The organism is Methanosarcina sediminis (assembly GCF_052056915.1).
GTDB lineage: Archaea > Halobacteriota > Methanosarcinia > Methanosarcinales > Methanosarcinaceae > MTP4.
This window is the reverse complement of the sequence record NZ_CP195119.1, coordinates 2,523,370-2,543,299: the sequence shown is the minus strand read 5'-3', so window position 1 is coordinate 2,543,299 and position 19,930 is coordinate 2,523,370. Positions and strand designations below refer to the sequence as shown.

Sequence of the window (19,930 nt, the reverse complement as noted above, 5' to 3'; positions counted from 1 at the left end):
ATTCCACCTCTTCAAGATAAATTGCAAGATAAATTGGGAATTTAAGCCTGAAAACTCCAGGCTTTTCAGGGCATGATCCTTTCAATGGGCACTACAAGGACATCCCTTGCTCCGACCTTTTTCAACTTGTTTACGATGGTGAAGATCAGGTCCGCGTCCACAACGGCATGTACGGCAAGGATTGGTTCTTCCTGAGACTTGCTGGATTCAACCTTCATGACCGTGGGGCCCGACATCCCGGGAAGGACCTGTTTTACGGCTTCAAGGGAATTTTCGGGAACGTTCATCATAAGGTAGCGCTTTTCCTTTGCGTTGAGAACGCTTTCAAGTGCGGTCTTGATGTCCAGGATCTTTTCCTTTGTCCTGAGGCTCTCCCTGTTTGCAATCAGGTAGACGGAGGAAGAAAAAGCCCTGTCAATTACCTTCAAGCGGTTGATCATGAGGGTGGTCCCGGAACTTGAGATGTCCACGATGGCATCGGCAATCCCGACATGAGGAGTCATTTCACAGGCTCCGCTGACCTTTATGACCTCAACGTTTATACCGAGCTTTTCAAAATACTGGGCCGTAATTCCCGGGAACTCGGTTGCGACTTTTTTGCCCTCCAGGTCTTCGGGTTTTTCGACCTCCGAATCTTCGGGCACGGCCAGGACCAGGGTTGCCCTTCCGAATTTAAGGTCAAGCAGGGTCTCGACGTCCGCCCCGCATTCCGTAATCAGGTCCATGCCTGTGATTCCGACGTCTGCGGCCCCGTCCTGTACGTACTCGGGGATATCTGCGGCCCTTGCGAAAAGAATGCTGATTTCGGGATCTATGGTTTTTGCGAAAAGTTTCCGGCTAGCTCCCCCACTGATGGGAAGCCCCGCATCACTGAAAATCGAGGTGGTGGGATCGTGAAGGCGACCCTTATTGGGTATTGCAATGCGAATCATCTGCTATGTCCTCTGGTAGTACTCGGATGTACTCTACTGGGAATTGTTACACAGGTTATGCTCATCCGTATAAAACGTTTATCCAAAACATTCTTTTATAATATAGATTTCACGGTGGAGTTTCCTGAAAATAAGCTGGCCCCAAAAATGAGAGGAAGGAAGAGAGAAAGAGAAGAAAAAGAGAAAGGAGGAGAGGAAAAAGAGAAAAGAAGGAGGCAAAAAGATAGAGGAAGGAAGGGGTAAATAAAAAGAGAAAAGAGGAGAGAAGAAAGAAGGGGGAGAAAGAAGGGGGAGGAAGAAGGGGGAGGAAGATGGTATAGCCCACACTATATCCCACACAGAAATTTTATTTTTTAAAAGATGGGTATTGCACCTGTTTTCAAAAAGATATATTACCCCCGGTAATGAAGATACGGGAACGATTATATAGCGGGAGTAATTTAATAGAAACAGACACATGATTCATAAATATAATATTATCGAAGTTATACTATAGTATTTTAAAATATATAATCGGCGCTGGAACCACCAGGCGCTGATAACATCATGAAACCGATAACGATCCAACTACTGACGATACAGTAATTATTCCAAAAAAAGAGGATTCAAATGGCCCGAAATATCAGAGTAGAACAGCTCATACAAACCCCTGTAGAAAAACAACAGATAGAGCTTGTAGAACGCAAAGGGATAGGGCACCCAGACAGCATCTCGGACGGGCTGGCGGAAGCCGTAAGCCGCGCCTTATGCAAGGAGTACATAGAAAAATGCGGGGTTGTACTCCACCACAATACTGATGAAACCCAGATCGTAGCAGGAAGATCCCACCCCAAATTTGGCGGAGGAGAAATTCTGCAGCCCATCTACATCCTCCTAGTTGGCAGGGCCACAAAAGAGTTTGAAGGCGTCGAACTTGCCACGGAATCCATAGCTCTCAAGGCTGCCCGGGATTACCTGAAAAACACAGTCGTTAACCTTGACCAGGATAAGGACGTTATTCTGGACTGCAAACTCGGGACAGGGTCTTCGGACCTCAGGGACGTCTTCCGCAGGGACAGGATTCCGGTTGCAAACGACACTTCCTTCGGGGTAGGGCATGCTCCGTTTTCAGAACTTGAGAACATCGTCTACAACGCCGAAAGGCAGCTCATTACCGACCTGAAACCCAAAATCCCCGGTATTGGGGAAGATATCAAGGTCATGGGTCTCAGGGACGGAGACGATATCACCCTTACCACCTGCTGCGGCATGGTAGGAAGGCACGTGGACGACCTGGACCACTATATAAACATAAAGGAAGAAATGAAGACCTATTTGGAAGACGTCTCCAGCCGCTATACGGAAAGAAACGTAGAAGTCCAGATCAACACCGCCGACGACCTGAAAACGGGAAGTGTTTTCCTTACCGTCACCGGGACCTCGGCTGAGATGGGAGACGACGGCTCTGTAGGTCGCGGAAACCGCTGCAATGGGCTAATCACCCCTAACAGACCCATGAGCATGGAAGCCACCAGCGGGAAGAACCCGATCAACCACATAGGAAAGATCTACAACCTCCTCTCCACCCAGATGGCCAAGGACATCGTAAAAGAAGTCCCGGATGTGCACGACATTTACATCAGGCTGCTCTCCCAGATAGGAAAGCCCATTGACCAGCCCCTGGTCGCAAGTGCACAGATCATCCCCGAAGACGGCACCTCCTTCTCCAAGGTTAAAGCCGAAGCCGAAGCTGTCATGGACGACTGGCTTTCAAACGTGACAAAAATCACCGATATGGTTGTAAAAGGAGAACTGGATACTTTCTGAGAAAAATAGAAAAAGAATGAGAGAACCTTCGGGTTCTTTACTAATTTTTTATTAGTTTACGTTACTTTCGACCTGATTTTATCCCGGGTTAAATTATAGCTCTGGCTTTAAATAAAATCCTTAACAACCAGCCTTTTTTTAACAGGGATCATGAGGTTACGGGACTTTTCCGGAGTATTCAGACAACTTCTACATTTAACCTGTACTTTTTTTCGCCCCCGAAGCGATAAATAGTATACTTCCCCTCGACTTTCCAGGACCCTGTTTCTACGGCCTCGTATTCCCACTCATGAACTCCGGGAACCGTCGTCGTATCAGGGATATCCGGGATGAACTGGTCCCTGAGCATTTTGAGGCCCCTGCCTGCCTGCATTTCCCAAACGGTATGAGCAGAATGTTCATCCTCCTTGCTGTAAAGATGCTCTGCAGGCTCATCCCGAAGTTTGATCAAAAAGGTTTCTCCGAAGCGGACAGTAATTGTATCATTATTGTTAGATTCTGTGAATATCTGGGCCACCATTTTCCATGTACCCCCTTGCGTACTGGGCAAATTTCTGTACCTTAATTTATCTTATAGTCTCTGTAATATAGAAAAGTATGTATGATATATATAAAAAATGTTATAAAGAGAGGCTCCTGAAAACCCTTCGTAGCGAAAACCATAAATACCATCGTCATATATGGAGATGGTGCATTAAGGCAGTGCAGTGCTTTGCAGCACTGGATACGCATCCATCGTCCCGCCTTAACTCAGTGGTAGAGTGCGCGGCTGTAGTTCGGCCAATGCGAGTGAAATCGCACATTTCCGCGCAGGCACCGCGATGTCCCCGGTTCGAGTCTGGGAGGCGGGACTAAAATCCATTACATCCCCTATAAAAGAAAACCGTCAACGGGAATCTTTATATACCGGAATGACATTTATGGATTGCTCGCAATGCGGGCAAAAATGACTAGAATAATCGGAGTGTCCGGATAGTGTAGAGGCCTATCATGGAGCCCTGTCGAGGCTCCGACTCGGGTTCGAATCCCGGTCCGGGCGCTCATTTTTTTTCGCAATCTGAACTTTTAAAATAAAAATTGACTGATGTCTGCTGTTCACCATTTTAAATGAAACGTACTATTTTAAATGAGACGTACTGTTTTAAATTAAACTCACTATTTTTAGCCAAAAAGAGATATGCCTTGTACTTTAATCATCCAGAACCTCAATTCAAGTCTCAAGCCAGGTCCCGATCCGGACCTCAATACGGCCCCAAATCCATAATCCTACCCACAAACCCCACCTACGAACTTTTGAAGACATGACTTTTTTCCTCAAAAACGATGTAATACGAAAAGATGTAATTTTGAGAGACGTGAAAGTAACAGGCAGAAGACCGGAAGGAGGACAGAAAAAAAATGGAGGCAGGCTCCGGGACTCCGGATGAAAGCAGGGAAAGAATCAACGACCTGAACCGGCAGATAAAGCAAACCAGAGAAAAAATGGAACTGGAAACCCGAACCTTTATCGAAGCCGCCAGAAATTTCACCTCCGAATGGATACGGAGGGAAGTAGAGAGGACTGAAGTTTCCAAAAATGAAATTGAGTATAAAAAAGAAAACCTAGGAGAAAAAAAGCACCGGGAAGAAAAACCGAAGCAGGAAATAAGCGGAGAACAGGAACCCGACCCTGTAGAACAAATAGCCCGCATACCCTCGATTGTCGAAGAATCCCTCAACTGCGATGAATACTGGATACACAGAAACGAACTCTTCCACCCAGGCATAGCTCCCGACTACCTGGAATTAAAGAAAGAAAAAACCCGCAAACAATTGACCACATGTATTCGCATGCTGCTTGGCTGCGCTGCGGAACTTCTAAGCGACAGGGGATATGCCCGATCTGAAGGTAAGGTATGGGTAAGAGAACGGGAAAGAAGAAAATACGTGTGCATTTTCAGGTTCTCGGAAGAGATGGAAGCCTCTCTTACCCGCTATTATTCCATGCTCGAAAAACTTTATTCTCTTAATTACGAGCTAGGATTTTACGAACCGAAATCCCGGACCTGACAATAACAACTTTATCCACAAACGCCAGAATAACCTGCCATGGCAGAACCAGAATTCAGCATTAAAGAAACCCTTGAAAAAGAAGGAGCAGATGCATACCTTATGACGGGAGACATTCATTCCGCAGACATCTACTACGCAACTCGTTTCCTGGCTTCGGACGCTTTCGGGTACCTGCAGACCGGAGAGGGAAAAGAAATCCTTTTTATTTCGGAGATGGAACGCGGGAGAGCCGAACTTGAGTCAAGGATCCCCGAAATCCGGACTTTGCAGGACTTCGGATACATGGAAAAAATCAAGGAGAAAAAAGATGGAGCCCTGGCTTATGCTGCCTGCCTTTCCGAACTTCTCTCGGAAGCAGGAGCAAAAAAAATCGCAGTACCCTATGATTTCCCTGTTTTTTACTCGAACTTCCTTGCCGAAGCAGGTTTCTCCATAGTCCCGGTAAAGAGCCCCTTCAGGAAGATGAGAAGCCAGAAAAGAGCCGAGGAGGTGGAAGCCGTAAAGTATGCCCAGAGAGCCGGGGAGAAGGCAATGGAGGCTGCCATAGAACTCATCAGAGGGGCACAGGAGAAAGACGGAATCCTCTACCACGAGGGAAAGGAGCTTACAGGAGAGAAAGTGCTCTCTGCGATAGACCACGCCCTGCTGGACTTTGGCTGCGAGGCGGAAGAGACCATCGTCTCCTGCGGAGAAGATACTTCAAACCCCCATGGGACCACCGCCGGACCACTCAGGGCAAATGCCCCAATCATCCTGGACATTTTTCCCAGAAGCAAGAAAAAACGTTATTTTGCAGACATGACGCGCACCGTGCTCAGAGGAGAAGCTTCGGAAGAGCTGAAAGCCATATATGAAGCCGTGCTTGCAGCCCAGGAGAAAGGGCTGGGAATGGTAAAAGCCGGAGTGACTGCGGCTGACGTCCACAAGGCAGTCTGTGACGTGCTGGAAGAACGGGGCTACGACACCTACAGAAGCGGAGCAAAGGTAGGCTTTACCCATTCCACAGGGCACGGGGTCGGGCTCGATATCCATGAACTGCCTGGAGTAGGAGAAAACAGTGCCGTGCTTGAAGAAGGAAATGTAATCACCGTCGAACCCGGGCTGTACTATCCGGGAATCGGAGGAGTCCGACTCGAAGACATGGTACTTGTTACCAAAAATGGCTGTGAGAACCTGACAAAATTAGAAAAGAACTTTGTATTATAACCCTGCTAATTATCTATATAAGGCATAATTATAGCCATTATATATTTATTAAGTAGGGCTCAATTTTGTAATATTCAATTTGACCAAATTCGACATCACGAGTTGACCAAATTCAACATCACGAGTTGACCAAATTCAACATTAATGAGTTGACCAAATTCAACATTAATGAGTTAAACGATTTCAGTCTTATCAACTATTATTCAATCTATTTGGTATGGAGTTAGCATGACCGATAACGTGCAAAACAGGGAAGATATCCTTGAAAAATACAGGGAAGCGGGAAGAATCCTTAGCAAGGTCCGGGCCGAAGCCGCAGATATGATAAAGGTAGGAGGCAGCCTGCTTGAAGTTGCGGAGTTTGTAGAAAACAAGACCATCGAACTTGGAGGAAAGCCGGCTTTTCCCTGCAACATCTCAAGAAACGAAGAAGCAGCCCACGCAACCCCGAAAGTGGGGGACACGGACGTCTTTGGGAAAGATATGGTAAAGCTGGACCTCGGAGTCCATGTTGACGGGTACATTGCAGACTCTGCAATTACGGTGGACCTCTCAGGGAACCCGGACATCGTGAAAGCCGCAGAAGCCGGGCTCCAGGCAGCCATCGATACTGTCAGGCCGGGAGTCAACACCGGGGAAATCGGGGCTGCAATCGAGAACGCCATCAGGAGCTATGACCTGAGCCCCATCCTCAACCTTACGGGACACGGGCTTTCTCAATATGAAGCGCACGCTGATCCATCCGTCCCGAACAAACACGTTGAAGGAGGCACAGTCCTTAAAGAAGGAGACGTGCTTGCTATCGAGCCTTTCGCAACAGACGGGGCAGGCGCAGTCCACGACGGTTCCTATACCGAGATCTACAGCCTTATCCAGAAAAAACCGGTCCGTATGCCTGCAGTTCGAAAAGTCCTGAAACAGGTTGAAGAATACAGGACCCTGCCCTTTGCAAAACGCTGGCTTGAATCCGACAAGCTGGAATTTGTGCTCATCCAGCTCGAAAAAGCAAGAATCCTCCACGGCTACCCCGTCCTTCTGGAAAGCGGAGGGGGAATGGTAGCCCAGGCCGAACACACGCTAATCGTAAGCTCGGACGGCTGTGAGGTCACAACAAAATAAACTGAAAGGACTTGGAAGGGAATTGAATAAAAGGTAAAGGTTGAAAAAATAAACAAAAGAAAAGAGTTGAGCACCTTGAAATTACAGCACCTCCTTTCAACCTTCTTTATAGCAGCTGTCCTCTCCGTAACCCTTCTTTCGGGCCCCTGCACCGCCTCTTTCGTATCCAGCAATAAAATCACCCTGGAAAACGGCGGGATGAGCTGGGACTATGAGGAATGCATCACGGACAGGGAGGCTATTTTCTTCAGGGAACTTATAGACAGGGAAACCGGTAACAACGACAGCTTCGTAAACGCATGGGAAATCAGAAACATGGAGCTTGAGCTCCGGGACAGGCTGGAAAAATCCATTGAAAAGAAGCCCGATGTTAAGCTCAAAGGTTCTTCAGAGACGGTAAAAGTTCGGGACGTGGAGTTCTGGCTCTCTGACGAAGCCCTGGGCACGGCATTCAAGAGTGCACCCATCACAAACACCGCAAGGGTCACCTATAGCTTTGAAGAAGAAGTAGAAGAAGAAGAAGAAGAAGAAGAAGAAGAAGAAGAAGTAGAAGGAGTAGAGGAAGAAGTAAAGAAAGAGGAAGAAAGGGAAGCCAGCACTGAGAACGGTAACGAAATAGGCAACGAGACCAATACTCAAACCAGCATCTGGTTTCTTGGCACCCCTGGCTCGGAAGTGACCATATTCCTGCCTCCCGGATATGATGTAAACAGGACAGAAGGCCTGGAAGATAAAAACGAGGAATTTGAAGACAGCCGCAAGATCCTGAAAGGCAGCTTTGGCCCCGAAGGGGAAATTACCCTCTGGTTTTCGGAAAACAAAAGTTATGAGACGGCAGCCCTGCAGGAGGTTTTAACCGGGGGCGAAGTGATGGAAAATGAAACCCTCCCAATTGAAGAACCGAAACCTGAAGAAACCCGGGCAGCTGCAGGATTTTTTGAGAACTTCCTCGGGCGACTTTGCCTGAGCCCAAAAGTTTAATCAGGCTTGAAACGTATTCTGGAAAACATGCTCATAGAACAGGTTAAGCTTGAAAACGGATGTGCCCTTGGCCTCTGTTTTAAAATGCAGAAATACCCCCTGCTGGTCCTCAGCGCAGAGAAGGGATTCCTGATGTGCGGGTACCTTGACATCAATGCCGCAGAAGCTCTTGGAGATACCGCAGCAAAGGTAAAGGGTGTACAGAGTTTCGAGGACATGCTGAAAGCAAAAGTTGTCGAAGTAACGCCAAAAGCAAGGGAACTTGGGGTCGAACCCGGAATGACAGGCAGGGAAACCCTGGAGAAAATGTTTTAAATCGAAAGTATCCTTTTGAACCCGCCGTATTCTTTAGGCAAATTTTTTCCAAATCTGCCAGAAGTATTCCATACTACGTCCAGCAATTCAACAATATCCAGCTTAACCGATTTCGAATGACTTTTACCGTTCAGAATGTACCAACGTTCAGAACGTACCCGTTTCAATCCTATTCCTAACTATATTCATCAACCTAACCCCGGTTAATCCATGTTATACGCTTTCGAACTCTCAGGTGAACACGAAAAACTGCCCGCTGCCGAAGTCCTTGCCTGCCTTGAAATCGAAGGGCTGGAATACAGAGTACATTCTCTGATGGACCTGTGCCTTGTTGTGGACATAAATGGTGAAGAAACAGAGCTTGAAAAGACTCTCAAGAGTAAGATGACGGAAAGGCTTGCCATGACCCATCACATACTGAAAGTGATAGGGATCTCAGAAAGCAGGCCTGAGGCAATCCTGGAACTTGCCGAAGCCTTCAAACCAGCCGGTTTTATCCGGGAAGGGCAAAACTTCGTAGTCCGGGCAAAGAGGATTAAACACCATGTGGACTTCCCTGGCGAGCCCCTGGAAAAGAAGATAGGAGGTTGTATCTACCGGAAAGGATTCCGGGCAAACCTCAAAAACCCGGATATCGAATTCCGGCTTATCCTGAGCGAGAAAACCGTGTTCGGAACCCTTATCTCGTCCGTGGACAGAAGCGCTTACGAAGCCAGGAACCCCCAGAACAAGCCCTTTTTTCACCCCGGCGTCCTTATGCCCAGGGTCGCCCGCACCCTTGTAAACCTTTCCCGGGCACGTCCCGGAGAGCTCTTTCTTGACCCCTTCTGCGGCACCGCAGGCATCCTTGTGGAAGCCGGACTCCTGGGATCCAGGGTAATTGGAATCGACGCCCAGGAAAAACTCGTCCAGGGAGCAAGGATGAACCTGGAAGCCTTCGAAGCGGATTATGCCCTGATGGAAGGAGACGCCTGCAGGATCCCCCTGAAAGCCGAATCCGTGAACGCAGTCGTCACCGACCCTCCCTACGGACGTTCGGCAGCCATCCTTGCAGAGTCCCTGGAAGTACTTTATGCCGGCGCCCTTTCGGAAATTTACCGTGTCCTGAAGCCCGGAGGAATCGCCATTGTGGTCTCGGACAAGGCAGCGTTCGAATACGGGGAAAAGGCAGGCCTCAGGGTGCTTGAAATCCATGCCCAGAGGGTGCACCGCAGCCTTACCCGGACAATTACGATTTTTCAAAAAGATTGATACTCGAAAATAAGGGCCGAGTTAAGGCAGAGAACGTGGGTAAAGGGAATAAGAAAGATAGGGATGTAAGCTGTCCTCTATAAGCAATCCTTATTCCTGGAAATCAGGAATTTATTCCTTGAAAATAAGTTCCTCGATCACTTCAGCCATTACCCTGTGCCTGAGGATATTCTTGTAGTTCTGTTCGTTTGCCCTCCGGATGGAGTAGCTGTCCTCTGCCCACTCGAGGGGAAAAGGATATTTGATTTCCATGAGGGTCAGCCCGTGTGCAGGAGCAGGTTCGATTCCTTCTTCGTAGATTTCGGGATTGAGCATCTGGAGCAGCCAGTCCTCATCCCTGACCCCGTTTCCAATCATGGTAAGGGCAGTTACGATTTTCCGGACCATGTTCCAGAGAAAGGCGTTGCCGGTTACATCGATTTTTGTAAGCTCCCCGTCAACCCGCACTTCAATACGCTCAAGGGTACGGACCGTACTCTTGTCCCCATCGGCTTTGGAAAAGTTCGCAAAATCGTGGGTCCCCAGAAGGAGCTTTGAAGCCTCCCTCATCTTTGAGATGTCGTATTCTTCCCCGCTCATCACGTAGCGGTAGCGCCTGGAAACTGCATCCCGCCTGGCGTCAAAGGCGGGAGAAACCTCCGCATGAGCCCAGGTCCAGACAGAGGGGGGAAGTTCGGAATTGATGACTCTTGGGATTGCAAGGTTAGGCTTATCGGTATCAAAAGCAACGACCTGTTCAAGAGCATGAACTCCTGCGTCGGTCCTGCCCGCAGATGTGTAATTGGCAGATTTGGGACCTTCGATGATCTGGAGATTCCGGAGAGCTTTGAAGATCTCCCCTTCCACGGTGTCAACGTTGGGCTGAATCTGGGAGCCGTGGAACTCGGTGCCTATGTATGCAAGTTTTAAAGCAACTCTCATACCAATCATTGATTACTTGGTCTTTTTCTTATAATAGACTTCTCGTACGATCATCAAGCACACAACGAAGAGACAGCCAAGAAGGAACCAGGCTCCGGGATGCAAAGAAAGCGTATCATAAAGCCCGTGGATACCCCCGAGATGGGTGATTCCTTCAGGGGGAACAGGAGGTAGATCGTCCATACCACCCATTCCATCCAGCCCCTCTATCCCGTCCATGCTGTCCGTATCGGGAACGTCCATACCTTCAGCGGCTTCTTCGACGGGAGCGTCTTCCATGACCCCTTCATCAACGGGTTCTTCTACAGGAGTTTCTTCGACGTACTCCACTTCCATCGTTTCTTCAGTAGCCACATCATCAACAAGGGCGTCATCCATTACGTCTTCAGGGACGTCTTCGGAAGCAAACTCTTCTTTCAGAGACTCTTCCATGACCTCTTCATCAACGGGTTCTTCTTCCGGGGATTCGCCTGCAAAAGCTTCGCTTGCTTCTTTCGGAGCTACATCCGGAGCCTCACTCTGCACATCGTTCCGGGAAGCTTCCTTTTCTTCGGCAAAGGACTCGATTCCCACATCCATTAACCCGGGTTCTCCGGCTTCCCCGACATCTTCCCCGGAAGTATCGTTAGCTATCACGGCTGCCGGAACAGGGGCACTGCCGTCTTCCATTACCCCCGACCTTAGAGGAGCGGTGGCCTGGAAGACCTTTCTTGCTTTGAGGTACGCTGAGAGGTATTCGATTCCAGCGGCCGCAAAAAACGCCGCTGCAATTACTCCTATGTACTGCTGCAGCAGGTTTATGATGGAAATTTTATCAACAGGATTTCTGGACGGGACCAGGACAATAAGTTTTTCCATCGCCTCGTAGATCTTAACCTGGCGACCCTTTCGGCTCCATTTGATCTGCTTGACCTTGATGAGGTCGGAGTCCACAAGGGAGTCAAGGTTATACTTCACCGTAGTCAGAGGAATTTTCAGCTCCTCCGCAATATCGGTCGCAGACAGGCTCTTTTTTCCGAGCAGTTCAAGGACCTTCAGCGATGTTTCGTTGGAGAGGGTTTGGGTAATCTTTCTTGAATCCTCGTTTACGGGGAGCACCAGCACCCTGTCTCCACTTTCCCGAATCTCCTCGCCATCCGGGAACCCTGGTCCATTAAGGTGCCCTTCAACTTCCGGAAACCCGGCTCTATCTTCCAGCTCTTTCATGTTTACGTCCTAAATTAAAAGATTGATATTGTTATACTTTGTGAGAGGTTATGTTTTTTGAGAGGTGATTTTTGTAAGGGATTTTGTAAGGGGATTTGTAAGGGATTTTGTATAGGGCATAGTAGTTTTGTGGGGCATAGTAGTTTTGTGGGGCTTTACGCCCAGGTGTTTTGTGAAAGGTATTTTACGAAAGATATTTTGTGAAAGGTGTTTTCTATCATATCCTGCAAGTCTACTTTGCAAGCACTTAATTGATAAATTTTAGTTATTACTTATTATTATACATTTATTACTATATTTATATATAGAATCCAGACCTTAAACTTAAATATAACATCATATATTCTAATCTAAATTTTCCGTGGTAATGATCATGATCACAAAACAGCAGGTTCTCGAATTTCTTAAAAACTACGATATGGAAAACATTACAATTGCAACCGTCTGTTCTCACTCGAGCCTTCAGATCTTTGATGGAGCAAGGAAGGAAGGCTTCAGAACCCTCGGGATCTGCGTGGGCAAGCCCCCAAAATTCTATGAGGCTTTCCCGAAGGCAAAACCTGATGAGTACCTTATTGTAGATAGTTATGAAGACATAATGAACAAAGTAGAAGAACTCCGGGAAAAAAATGTCATTATAATCCCTCACGGTTCTTTTGTCGCCTATCTCGGTACTGAGAGTTTTGCGGAAATGGCAGTCCCAACCTTTGGAAACAGGGCTGTCCTTGAATGGGAGTCAGACCGGGACATGGAAAGGGAATGGCTGCTCGGAGCTGGCATTCACATGCCCGGAAAAATCGATGACCCAAGAGAAATCAACGGGCCTGTGATGGTTAAGTACCACGGAGCAAAGGGGGGCAAAGGGTTTTTCATTGCAAAGACCTACGAAGAGTTCGAGGAACTCGTGGACCGCACCCAGAAATATACAATCCAGGAATTCATAACCGGAACCCGTTACTACCTGCACTACTTCTACTCCCCCATCCGGGACGAGGGATACACTTTGAGCGAGGGGAGCCTTGAACTCCTTAGCATGGACCGGAGAGTGGAATCCAACGCTGACGAAATTTTCAGGCTCGGATCCCCCCGGGAACTTGTCGAATCAGGCATCAGGCCAACCTACGTTGTCACCGGAAACGTCCCCCTCGTAGCAAGGGAATCACTCCTGCCCCTCATCTTTTCTCTTGGGGAAAGAGTAGTGGAAGAGTCCCTGGGCCTCTTCGGCGGGATGATCGGCGCCTTCTGCCTTGAAACCGTCTTCACCGACGAACTGGAAATCAAGGTATTCGAAATCTCGGCCAGGATTGTAGCAGGGACAAACCTTTATGTTACCGGCTCCCCGTACTCGGACCTGATCGAGGAAGACATGTCCACGGGAAGAAGGATCGCCCGGGAAATAAAACTGGCAACAGAAGCAGGAAAACTTGATAAAATAATTTCATGAGGACAAAACTCCGAACCTTAAAAACTCCAAACCTTAAAAACACCGAACCTTAAAAACACCAACCGTATTTACCAAAATTTTAGCCTGAAAATTCAGAGGTTATTTTAACCTCTAATTTTCCTTTTCCAGCCTGTTAATTTCCTTTTCTCACCTGTTATTTCTCACTACCGGAGATGAGACGGGCAGCGTCTTCTTTCTGGATTTCTTCGGACAGGTCCCTGTAATACGTACAAAGTTCCTTCCCCCATTCAATTGCGTTTTTCTCGGAACTTATAAGGAATCTCTGGTCAGGTCTGCCTTTTTTATTGGTCAGGGTAATTGCCATAAACCTCTCGGTTACCGTAACCGAGGCCAGGGAGGAACTCCCTTTGTAGACAAAGAGTCTGGAATTTTCCGGGAACAGGAAATTTTCAAGTTCTTCAGGGTAATCATTTACAACCCTTTCGAAGAAATTTTCGGTAACTATGATGGAGATATTAGTTTGTTTCATAAGGAGTTCCGCGTGAATTTCGGCAAAGGAGGGCTGGAAATAAGAGGTAAAGCGCATGACATCCCTGGACTTCATGAGGGAATCTAAAAACTCCTCAGGAGGCTCGAAGATCCTGTGCAGTTCGGGTTCAATCACTTTGTAGGGACTAAGTTCTCCGAGCCTCGGGAGCAGGAATGGAGGAATCCCGCTCAGGTCCTGATTGATCCAGTAGTCGGGATTATCTTCAAAAACTTCAAGGATTCCCACCAGAGGGCTCATTTTTTCAGTAACAATGACTCCTATTTTGGAAAGGCTGTAGTACTTTCCGTCCTGCAGAACCAGCCTGTTATCCTTCAATTTTTTGATCTGCGGAAGGACCGAAGCCGAAGGAGAATCAAGCAATTTGGTAATTTCCTCGATACTTTTAGAGCCGTCCTTCAGAAAGAGCATTATACCCTTTCTTTTATCGGACCTTAAAAGTAAATTTAATAATGAAGATTTCTGGGAAGTATCCAATTGTGTTCACCGGGGGGTAAATTTTGAAATTCTTCAAAGAGCCAAACTGGTTTGGAGTTTATGTTTTTTAAAGGAGTTTTGGAAAAACCAGAAAGCTCAACAAGAAAATAGACATACAGTAGATCAGTGTGCCATACTATACATTACCGTATAGTTTTTCACAACTAGATAAACGTTTCTATTCCAGGGAGAGGAATGAAAGAGTACCTGAAGAGTAGATATATAAATAAAATTTAGTGGAAAAGCCGATAAGGTCCTTTCAGGAAAAATAAAACATCTTATTACATAGTTTGGACAGTTGGAAAAGATATTTTAGGCAGTGAGGATTATGATAATATTAATGAATGACGAAGGGAGGGAAAAATTATCGGGTCTTCATTTGTAAAAACAGGTTTCGGAAAATACCGCGTACTTGGAAATGAGGATAACAGGGGGGAGGGACTGCTGTTCCTCGGGAACTACCTGGCTCTTGACCGCTCCAAAGGAGCACCCGTATTCCTTGATGCCCTGAGACCCCATGCAGTCCTGATCTGCGGGAAAAGGGGATACGGAAAGTCCTATACTATGGGCTGCATACTTGAAGAACTCGCCTTTCTTCCCCCAACCCTCACAAAAAACCTGGCATCCCTGGTTATTGATACCATGGGGATTTTCTGGACAATGAGAAACCAGAACACGGTTGAAGCCGGGAAACTCAAACAATGGGACCTGGAACCTTCCGGCATTGAGGCAGAGGTCTTCGTACCTGCAGGAAAAACGGAAGAGTACGGAAAACGGGGTATAAAGGTCACGCCATTTTCAATCTCGATCTCCGGACTTTCAGGAGGCCAGTGGTGCAGGTTATTTAACGTAGATGAGGTTTCGTCCCTGGGAGTGCTGGTTGTAAGAGCAATAGAATCTCTTAAAGAGAAGAATGAAGCGTACTCTTTCAAAGACATAATTACAGAAGTACTCCGGGACGAGCGTTCGGATTCTGTCTCCAAGGGAGCCGCAGAAAACTATTTCAGAGCCGTTGATTCCTGGGGAGTATTCGAAAAGGAAGGGACCCGGCTGTCGGAACTCGTAAGCGGTGGAAAGACCTCTGTCCTTGACGTGAGCACCCTTGAAAATGAGAATGTCTGTGCAGCCGTGGTTTCCATTCTTGCAGGCAGGCTCTATGCAAAAAGGCTTGAGGCCAGGCGGGCATATGAAAAGAGGCTCATGGGAGGAAGAAGGGAGGAAGAAAAAACCGGAAAAGAGAAAGAGAAGGCAGGAAGAGAGGGAGGCAAAGAAGGGGCAGAAGGAAAAAGAGAAGAAATTGAAGTAGAAGGTGAAGTAGAAGACGAAGTAGAAGACGAAGTAGAAGGTGAAGTAGAAGAAGAGGAGTTCCCCATGGTCTGGCTCTTCATAGACGAAGCCCATATCTTCCTGCCCGCGGGAACTGAAACCCTTGCTTCGGAAGTACTGATCAACAGGTGTCTGAGGCAGGGGAGACAGCCGGGGTTGTCCCTGATCCTCGCCACCCAGAGGCCTTCAGGCCTGCATACGGACGTGATTTCACAAAGTGACCTCCTGATCTGCCACCGCCTCACTGCAAGTGACGATATCCTTGCTCTGGAAGCCGCACGCCCCCTCTACATGCAGGAGGGTATCAGAGGATATATAAAAAAGATGGGAAGTGAGAGGGGAGCTGCCCTGATCGTGGACGACCATTCCGAATCCGTACACCTGGTCCGGATGCGCCCCCGGCGGAGCTGGCACGGAGGGGGAGAGCCGAGCGCCCTGATGCCCGGAGTGAAGGCAGAAAAAAGAGAAGAAACAACAATATAAGAACATAAGAGCAATAAGGAGATCAATAAACGCTTATTTTAATGCATATTACGGAAAAAGTGGGGGCATATTGTAAACCATTTTTATACTCCGCCATAAAATAATTTAAATATTAGATATTATTACCATGCTATCCATAAGTATGGAACTGGATTACGAGCTGTAAACACATAACTCTCAATATAATAAAAAACTGTGCAGATGACAGTGTGCAGATGACATGGAACTACAATCATATTCATCAGTGCGGCCTCTGGCCCGGTGAATTGCAGCTTTTAATTTCAGAAACCACATCGGTGATGCCATGAAAGGAAGAGCCTGGAAATTCGGAGATGACGTGGACACGGACGCAATAATTCCGGGTCGCTACTTGATCTTCAATACCCCCGAGGAACTCGCGAAGTACACCTTTGAAGGTGTCCGCCCCGAGTTTGCAAAAAACGTGCATGAAAACGACATCGTAGTCGGAGGAAGCAACTTCGGCTGCGGGTCCTCCCGTGAGCACGCGCCCCTTGCCCTGCGGGGCTCAAAGGTGTCCTGTGTGATCGCAAAGTCCTTTGCCCGGATCTTTTTCAGGAACTCGATCAACATCGGGATCCCGGTCCTTGAATGCCCGGATACGGACAGGATTGACGACGGGGACGAACTGGAAGTAGACCTTGCAACAGGGGTCATTGAAAACAAAACGAAAGGTGAGACCTACCAGGCAACGCCCCTCCCGGATTTTGTCCGCGAAATAGTGGACAAAGGAGGGCTTGTTGAATATTCCCGGGACCTGGTCTCAAAACGCTAATTGGAGAGGAGCTGTTCAGGAAAAAATTGTTCAGGAAAAACCTGTAGGGACAAGACCTATCAGTGGAAAAACTGTTCAAAAACCTGTTCAAGTTCAACATCTCTTAACAAGAAGGCAAATTTGCCAGCAAATTCGAAAGGAGTACAAACATGACGCAGTATAAGATTCCGGTCCTTTCCGGAGACGGGATAGGCCCAGAAATCATCGCCGAAGGCAAGAAAGTTGTTGATGTCGCAGGCGAAAAATTCGGCTTTGATGTAGAATGGATCGACTACCCCCATGGGGCAGATCACTACCTGGAGACAGGAGAACTAATTTCGGAAGACACCTTAAAGGAATTATCCGGTTATCCTGCCATTTACCTGGGATCCATCGGAGACCCGAGGATTGCCCCGGGAGTTCTTGAAAAGGGGATCTTATTAACTGCGCGCTTTTACTTCGACCAGTACATCAACCTGCGCCCGGTGAAACTCCTTGAAGGAGTCTGGACCCCGCTCAAGGACAAGACCGCAAAAGACATCGACTTCACTGTGGTCAGGGAAAACACCGAGGACTTCTACATAGGCATCGGCGGAAGAGCCAAAAAAGGCGAGAGCAAGGACCTCCTTGAAGTTCAGAGGACGCTTTACTCCGCAAAGTTCGGGCTGGACATCGAGACCGACAGCGAGGAAATCGGGTACCAGATAGGCCTGATCTCAAAGGAAGGCACCCAGAGGGTCATGGAATACGCCTTTGACCTCGCAGAAAAGAGCAGGAAACACGTTTCATCCGTTGACAAGGCAAACGTCCTTTCCGATATCTACGGCTTCTGGCGCGAGGAATTCGAATCAGTTGCCTCGAAACACCCGGACGTTACCACGGACTTCAACTTCGTGGACGCAATCACCATGTGGTTTGTGAAAAACCCCGAATGGTTCGACGTTGTCGTAACCCCGAACATGTTCGGAGATATAATAACCGACCTCGGCGCAATGATCCAGGGCGGCCTTGGCCTTGCTCCCGGCGGAAACATCAACCCCCAGGGCACAAGCATGTTCGAGCCCATCCACGGCTCAGCCCCCAAGTACAAGGGCATGAACAAGGTCAACCCGATTGCCACAATCTGGGCAGGCGCCATGCTCATCGAACAGCTTGGAGAAAAAGAAGCCGCAGACAGCATCGTAGGCGCAATCCAGCAAAACATCCTGGACGCAAAAGTCAGGACCTACGACATGGGCGGCAGCAACGGCACCTCCGACGTCGGGGATGACATCGCAAGGCTTGTAAAGGAATTATAAACAAAATATAAACGAGCATGCCCTTCCAGGGCATCTTTTTTCATACTTTTTTAATTTCAACTCCTGGAAAGATTCTTTTTCCAGGAAACTTTATCCAGAAAGCTTTTTCTATTGAAGGCTATTCCTCTTTCCTCTTTCCTCTTTCCTTTTTCCTTTTTCCTCTTTCATACTTTACCTACCCGGTGAACCTATTTCCGGCAAGACCATTGTTTCCTGATCACTGGTTTTTCTTTTTCTGATTAATCGGTTTTCTGACTTCTCCGTTTCCTGATATTTTTATTCCACCGGATTTAGACCCAGGCACTCTTTCAAGTTCTTATAGTTAAATATTAAGAAAATCAGAGCCCCCAGCAAAAAGTAAAAAGCAGAAGCCAGATACCTGAACCGCAGGCTGCCGATAAAGATAAAACTGCCCGTACCGAAATCAGAAGCTAAAATCCCGTATATACACAAAAGATAGATGCAAAACACACAGAAAGTCGAAACCAGTTCTGTGAAAGCATATACAGCACACTTTTTAGGGTGTTTTTTCAACCACCTCTCCCAACCGGATTCGGGATAATCTTTGATGAAATGCCCTTCAAGCCCCCTGATATATTCCGCAGCATTAAGTATGGAAAGCCGTTCCCAGTGGTAGAGGCTCATGAAAGAAAGAATAATGAGAGGCAGGACCAGGAACAGGGGATACAGGCTGTATTGGAAAGCAAGCCCTAGCAAAGTACCTGTGCCGCTAACTCCGAGAGCCAGAATCTTATATTGCTTGTCCATTTTGCCCAGTTCTTCTTCCCGGAGAGACCTGAATTCTTCGAGGATCAGATCCCACTCACAACCTTTATCTCCGCCACTACTTTCCTGCATCTCAATCCCCGGTTTTCCTGCACATCCATCTTCAGCAGAACCATACAATTGCAACAGAGCTACATCCCAATTTAATGTTTATAAAAGAGGGTATAAAAAAGGAAGAGAAAAAATATTCAGGCTACAGATATTTGAAAAATTTCGATCAAGTTTTATTCAGGAAACCCCAAAGTATATTACAAAAATAGATTAGACCCCCCTGAAAACGGATAAAGCTTGAGGCTTAAGCATGAAATCCGCAATTCTCCGAATCTACCTGAAAGACAGCTCAACCTACCACGGTAAATCCGTCCATGAAACGGTTCTTGAGTTTTTGCGTGACTCCGGCATAAAGGGCGCGACCCTGCTCCGGGGAATCGAAGGGTATGGAACGGACGGGAAGATCCGCTCATTAAAAGTGCTCGCATTGAGCAACGAGATCCCACTCGTTATTGAAACGGTTGACGAGGAGGAGAAGCTCAGGCCCCTTATCCCGAAATTGCGGGAGATTGTAGGAAAAGAGCTTATGACCCTGCAGGCAGTGGAAATAGTTTGAACTGGTTTTAGGATCCGGGGCCTGAAAAAACCAGATAGCTTCCTATTTCTTACACGGCCCAACCTTGAATGCCTTATTCCGTCGTCTTTGTCTCCGCGCTTTAGTGCGGCTTGAGCAGTAATAACTTAAGATTCCCTTTTTTAGTCACCCGTTGGAACCTTTTTTGATCTGTTTTTCAGGCACCTACTCCCTCAAGACTGCGAAACCGCCGGCTTTTCCAGGAAGTACATTACAATGACCAAAAAGTTCACCCGGATGACTGAAAAATACATTGCAATAACCAGAAAGTTCATTCACATAACGGAACGACACATTCTGATGACCAAAAAATATATTCTGATGACCAAAAGATACATTCAGATGACTGAAAAATACATCCTGGCGACCTGGGAAAAAGTTCTGAAAAATGTAAGGATTAATTTGGGAATCGGTGTACTGGT

Annotated in this window: 19 protein-coding genes and 2 tRNA genes; 15 read left to right on the top strand and 6 right to left on the bottom strand. The window is 47.4% G+C overall.

Going from position 1 to position 19,930, the window contains the following annotated elements; all coding sequences use genetic code 11:
* Nucleotides 1–65: 65 nt before the first annotated feature.
* Entirely contained in the window at nucleotides 66–932 is an 867-nt protein-coding gene (gene hisG / locus ACSAZK_RS10970; RefSeq protein WP_440954174.1) for an ATP phosphoribosyltransferase, read from the bottom strand.
* A gap of 57 nt (nucleotides 933–989) precedes the next feature.
* Here hisG and ACSAZK_RS10965 point away from each other — a divergent pair, with 57 nt between their 5' ends.
* Both ACSAZK_RS10965 and ACSAZK_RS10960 read left to right on the top strand, forming a co-directional pair.
* Nucleotides 990–1,175: a hypothetical protein gene (locus ACSAZK_RS10965; protein ID WP_440954173.1), complete on the top strand. Its 186-nt coding sequence runs from the start codon at nucleotides 990–992 to the stop codon at nucleotides 1,173–1,175.
* 366 nt (nucleotides 1,176–1,541) lie between these two features.
* The gene (locus ACSAZK_RS10960) at nucleotides 1,542–2,738 is read left to right on the top strand and encodes a methionine adenosyltransferase (RefSeq protein WP_440954172.1); all 1,197 of its coding nucleotides are present in this window, start codon (nucleotides 1,542–1,544) and stop codon (nucleotides 2,736–2,738) included.
* Between the two features lie 178 nt (nucleotides 2,739–2,916).
* Here the strand turns inward: ACSAZK_RS10960 and ACSAZK_RS10955 are convergent, their stop codons facing one another.
* On the bottom strand, nucleotides 2,917–3,258 hold the full coding sequence (locus ACSAZK_RS10955) for a protease inhibitor I42 family protein (RefSeq protein WP_440954171.1): 342 nt from the start codon (nucleotides 3,256–3,258) through the stop codon (nucleotides 2,917–2,919).
* A 219-nt stretch (nucleotides 3,259–3,477) separates the two neighbouring features.
* Between ACSAZK_RS10955 and ACSAZK_RS10950 the strand changes: the two genes are divergently transcribed.
* The 8 genes from ACSAZK_RS10950 to ACSAZK_RS10915 all read left to right on the top strand — a co-directional run bounded on the left by ACSAZK_RS10950 (nucleotide 3,478) and on the right by ACSAZK_RS10915 (nucleotide 9,662).
* A tRNA-Tyr gene (locus ACSAZK_RS10950) sits at nucleotides 3,478–3,589 on the top strand.
* A 115-nt stretch (nucleotides 3,590–3,704) separates the two neighbouring features.
* A tRNA-Asp gene (locus ACSAZK_RS10945) sits at nucleotides 3,705–3,777 on the top strand.
* A 359-nt stretch (nucleotides 3,778–4,136) separates the two neighbouring features.
* A complete protein-coding gene (locus ACSAZK_RS10940) occupies nucleotides 4,137–4,787 on the top strand; it encodes a hypothetical protein (protein ID WP_440954170.1) in 651 nt (216 codons plus the stop codon).
* Between the two features lie 39 nt (nucleotides 4,788–4,826).
* Nucleotides 4,827–5,996: a M24 family metallopeptidase gene (locus ACSAZK_RS10935; RefSeq protein ID WP_440954169.1), complete on the top strand. Its 1,170-nt coding sequence runs from the start codon at nucleotides 4,827–4,829 to the stop codon at nucleotides 5,994–5,996.
* A 228-nt stretch (nucleotides 5,997–6,224) separates the two neighbouring features.
* On the top strand, nucleotides 6,225–7,115 hold the full coding sequence (gene map, locus ACSAZK_RS10930) for a type II methionyl aminopeptidase (protein ID WP_440954168.1): 891 nt from the start codon (nucleotides 6,225–6,227) through the stop codon (nucleotides 7,113–7,115).
* Between the two features lie 75 nt (nucleotides 7,116–7,190).
* Entirely contained in the window at nucleotides 7,191–8,096 is a 906-nt protein-coding gene (locus ACSAZK_RS10925) for a hypothetical protein (protein WP_440954167.1), read from the top strand.
* Between the two features lie 27 nt (nucleotides 8,097–8,123).
* Nucleotides 8,124–8,411 carry a YunC family protein gene (locus ACSAZK_RS10920; protein WP_440954166.1) on the top strand — a complete coding sequence of 96 codons (288 nt, stop codon included), beginning with the start codon at nucleotides 8,124–8,126 and terminating at the stop codon, nucleotides 8,409–8,411.
* Between the two features lie 210 nt (nucleotides 8,412–8,621).
* Nucleotides 8,622–9,662 (top strand): methyltransferase domain-containing protein, encoded by a 1,041-nt coding sequence (locus ACSAZK_RS10915; RefSeq protein WP_440954165.1) that lies wholly within the window; start codon nucleotides 8,622–8,624, stop codon nucleotides 9,660–9,662.
* Nucleotides 9,663–9,773: 111 nt separating this feature from the next.
* Here the strand turns inward: ACSAZK_RS10915 and truA are convergent, their stop codons facing one another.
* Nucleotides 9,774–10,583 carry a tRNA pseudouridine(38-40) synthase TruA gene (gene truA / locus ACSAZK_RS10910; RefSeq protein WP_440957001.1) on the bottom strand — a complete coding sequence of 270 codons (810 nt, stop codon included), beginning with the start codon at nucleotides 10,581–10,583 and terminating at the stop codon, nucleotides 9,774–9,776.
* A gap of 12 nt (nucleotides 10,584–10,595) precedes the next feature.
* Complete coding sequence (locus ACSAZK_RS10905) at nucleotides 10,596–11,789, bottom strand: helix-turn-helix domain-containing protein (RefSeq protein ID WP_440954164.1); 1,194 nt, start codon at nucleotides 11,787–11,789, stop codon at nucleotides 10,596–10,598.
* A gap of 373 nt (nucleotides 11,790–12,162) precedes the next feature.
* Between ACSAZK_RS10905 and ACSAZK_RS10900 the strand changes: the two genes are divergently transcribed.
* A complete protein-coding gene (locus tag ACSAZK_RS10900) occupies nucleotides 12,163–13,233 on the top strand; it encodes a formate--phosphoribosylaminoimidazolecarboxamide ligase (RefSeq protein ID WP_440954163.1) in 1,071 nt (356 codons plus the stop codon).
* Between the two features lie 154 nt (nucleotides 13,234–13,387).
* Here ACSAZK_RS10900 and ACSAZK_RS10895 read toward each other — a convergent pair whose 3' ends face one another.
* Complete coding sequence (locus tag ACSAZK_RS10895; RefSeq protein WP_440954162.1) at nucleotides 13,388–14,152, bottom strand: helix-turn-helix transcriptional regulator; 765 nt, start codon at nucleotides 14,150–14,152, stop codon at nucleotides 13,388–13,390.
* Between the two features lie 429 nt (nucleotides 14,153–14,581).
* On the opposite strand from ACSAZK_RS10895, the gene ACSAZK_RS10890 reads away from it, so the two are divergent.
* The 3 genes from ACSAZK_RS10890 to ACSAZK_RS10880 all read left to right on the top strand — a co-directional run bounded on the left by ACSAZK_RS10890 (nucleotide 14,582) and on the right by ACSAZK_RS10880 (nucleotide 18,097).
* Nucleotides 14,582–16,027, top strand: coding sequence for an ATP-binding protein (locus tag ACSAZK_RS10890; protein WP_440957000.1), 1,446 nt, complete (start codon nucleotides 14,582–14,584; stop codon nucleotides 16,025–16,027).
* A gap of 304 nt (nucleotides 16,028–16,331) precedes the next feature.
* Nucleotides 16,332–16,820 carry a 3-isopropylmalate dehydratase small subunit gene (locus ACSAZK_RS10885; RefSeq protein WP_440954161.1) on the top strand — a complete coding sequence of 163 codons (489 nt, stop codon included), beginning with the start codon at nucleotides 16,332–16,334 and terminating at the stop codon, nucleotides 16,818–16,820.
* A 149-nt stretch (nucleotides 16,821–16,969) separates the two neighbouring features.
* Entirely contained in the window at nucleotides 16,970–18,097 is a 1,128-nt protein-coding gene (locus ACSAZK_RS10880) for an isocitrate/isopropylmalate dehydrogenase family protein (RefSeq protein WP_440954160.1), read from the top strand.
* A gap of 276 nt (nucleotides 18,098–18,373) precedes the next feature.
* Here the strand turns inward: ACSAZK_RS10880 and ACSAZK_RS10875 are convergent, their stop codons facing one another.
* A complete protein-coding gene (locus ACSAZK_RS10875) occupies nucleotides 18,374–18,955 on the bottom strand; it encodes a hypothetical protein (RefSeq protein WP_440954159.1) in 582 nt (193 codons plus the stop codon).
* 229 nt (nucleotides 18,956–19,184) lie between these two features.
* Between ACSAZK_RS10875 and ACSAZK_RS10870 the strand changes: the two genes are divergently transcribed.
* Nucleotides 19,185–19,490 carry a DUF190 domain-containing protein gene (locus ACSAZK_RS10870; RefSeq protein ID WP_440954158.1) on the top strand — a complete coding sequence of 102 codons (306 nt, stop codon included), beginning with the start codon at nucleotides 19,185–19,187 and terminating at the stop codon, nucleotides 19,488–19,490.
* Nucleotides 19,491–19,930 lie beyond the last annotated feature (440 nt).

Excerpts from the sequence above, each read along its gene's own strand:
- ACSAZK_RS10900 (WP_440954163.1), top strand. The coding sequence starts at position 12,163 with ATGATCACAAAACAGCAGGTTCTCGAATTTCTTAAAAACTACGATATG.
- ACSAZK_RS10905 (WP_440954164.1), bottom strand. The coding sequence starts at position 11,789 with ATGAAAGAGCTGGAAGATAGAGCCGGGTTTCCGGAAGTTGAAGGGCAC.
- ACSAZK_RS10960 (WP_440954172.1), top strand. The coding sequence starts at position 1,542 with ATGGCCCGAAATATCAGAGTAGAACAGCTCATACAAACCCCTGTAGAA.
- map (WP_440954168.1), top strand. The coding sequence starts at position 6,225 with ATGACCGATAACGTGCAAAACAGGGAAGATATCCTTGAAAAATACAGG.
- ACSAZK_RS10875 (WP_440954159.1), bottom strand. The coding sequence starts at position 18,955 with ATGCAGGAAAGTAGTGGCGGAGATAAAGGTTGTGAGTGGGATCTGATC.
- ACSAZK_RS10915 (WP_440954165.1), top strand. The coding sequence starts at position 8,622 with ATGTTATACGCTTTCGAACTCTCAGGTGAACACGAAAAACTGCCCGCT.
- ACSAZK_RS10895 (WP_440954162.1), bottom strand. The coding sequence starts at position 14,152 with ATGCTCTTTCTGAAGGACGGCTCTAAAAGTATCGAGGAAATTACCAAA.
- ACSAZK_RS10880 (WP_440954160.1), top strand. The coding sequence starts at position 16,970 with ATGACGCAGTATAAGATTCCGGTCCTTTCCGGAGACGGGATAGGCCCA.
- ACSAZK_RS10965 (WP_440954173.1), top strand. The coding sequence starts at position 990 with ATGCTCATCCGTATAAAACGTTTATCCAAAACATTCTTTTATAATATA.
- truA (WP_440957001.1), bottom strand. The coding sequence starts at position 10,583 with ATGAGAGTTGCTTTAAAACTTGCATACATAGGCACCGAGTTCCACGGC.
- ACSAZK_RS10940 (WP_440954170.1), top strand. The coding sequence starts at position 4,137 with ATGGAGGCAGGCTCCGGGACTCCGGATGAAAGCAGGGAAAGAATCAAC.
- ACSAZK_RS10955 (WP_440954171.1), bottom strand. The coding sequence starts at position 3,258 with ATGGTGGCCCAGATATTCACAGAATCTAACAATAATGATACAATTACT.
- ACSAZK_RS10920 (WP_440954166.1), top strand. The coding sequence starts at position 8,124 with ATGCTCATAGAACAGGTTAAGCTTGAAAACGGATGTGCCCTTGGCCTC.
- ACSAZK_RS10885 (WP_440954161.1), top strand. The coding sequence starts at position 16,332 with ATGAAAGGAAGAGCCTGGAAATTCGGAGATGACGTGGACACGGACGCA.
- hisG (WP_440954174.1), bottom strand. The coding sequence starts at position 932 with ATGATTCGCATTGCAATACCCAATAAGGGTCGCCTTCACGATCCCACC.
- ACSAZK_RS10935 (WP_440954169.1), top strand. The coding sequence starts at position 4,827 with ATGGCAGAACCAGAATTCAGCATTAAAGAAACCCTTGAAAAAGAAGGA.
- ACSAZK_RS10870 (WP_440954158.1), top strand. The coding sequence starts at position 19,185 with ATGAAATCCGCAATTCTCCGAATCTACCTGAAAGACAGCTCAACCTAC.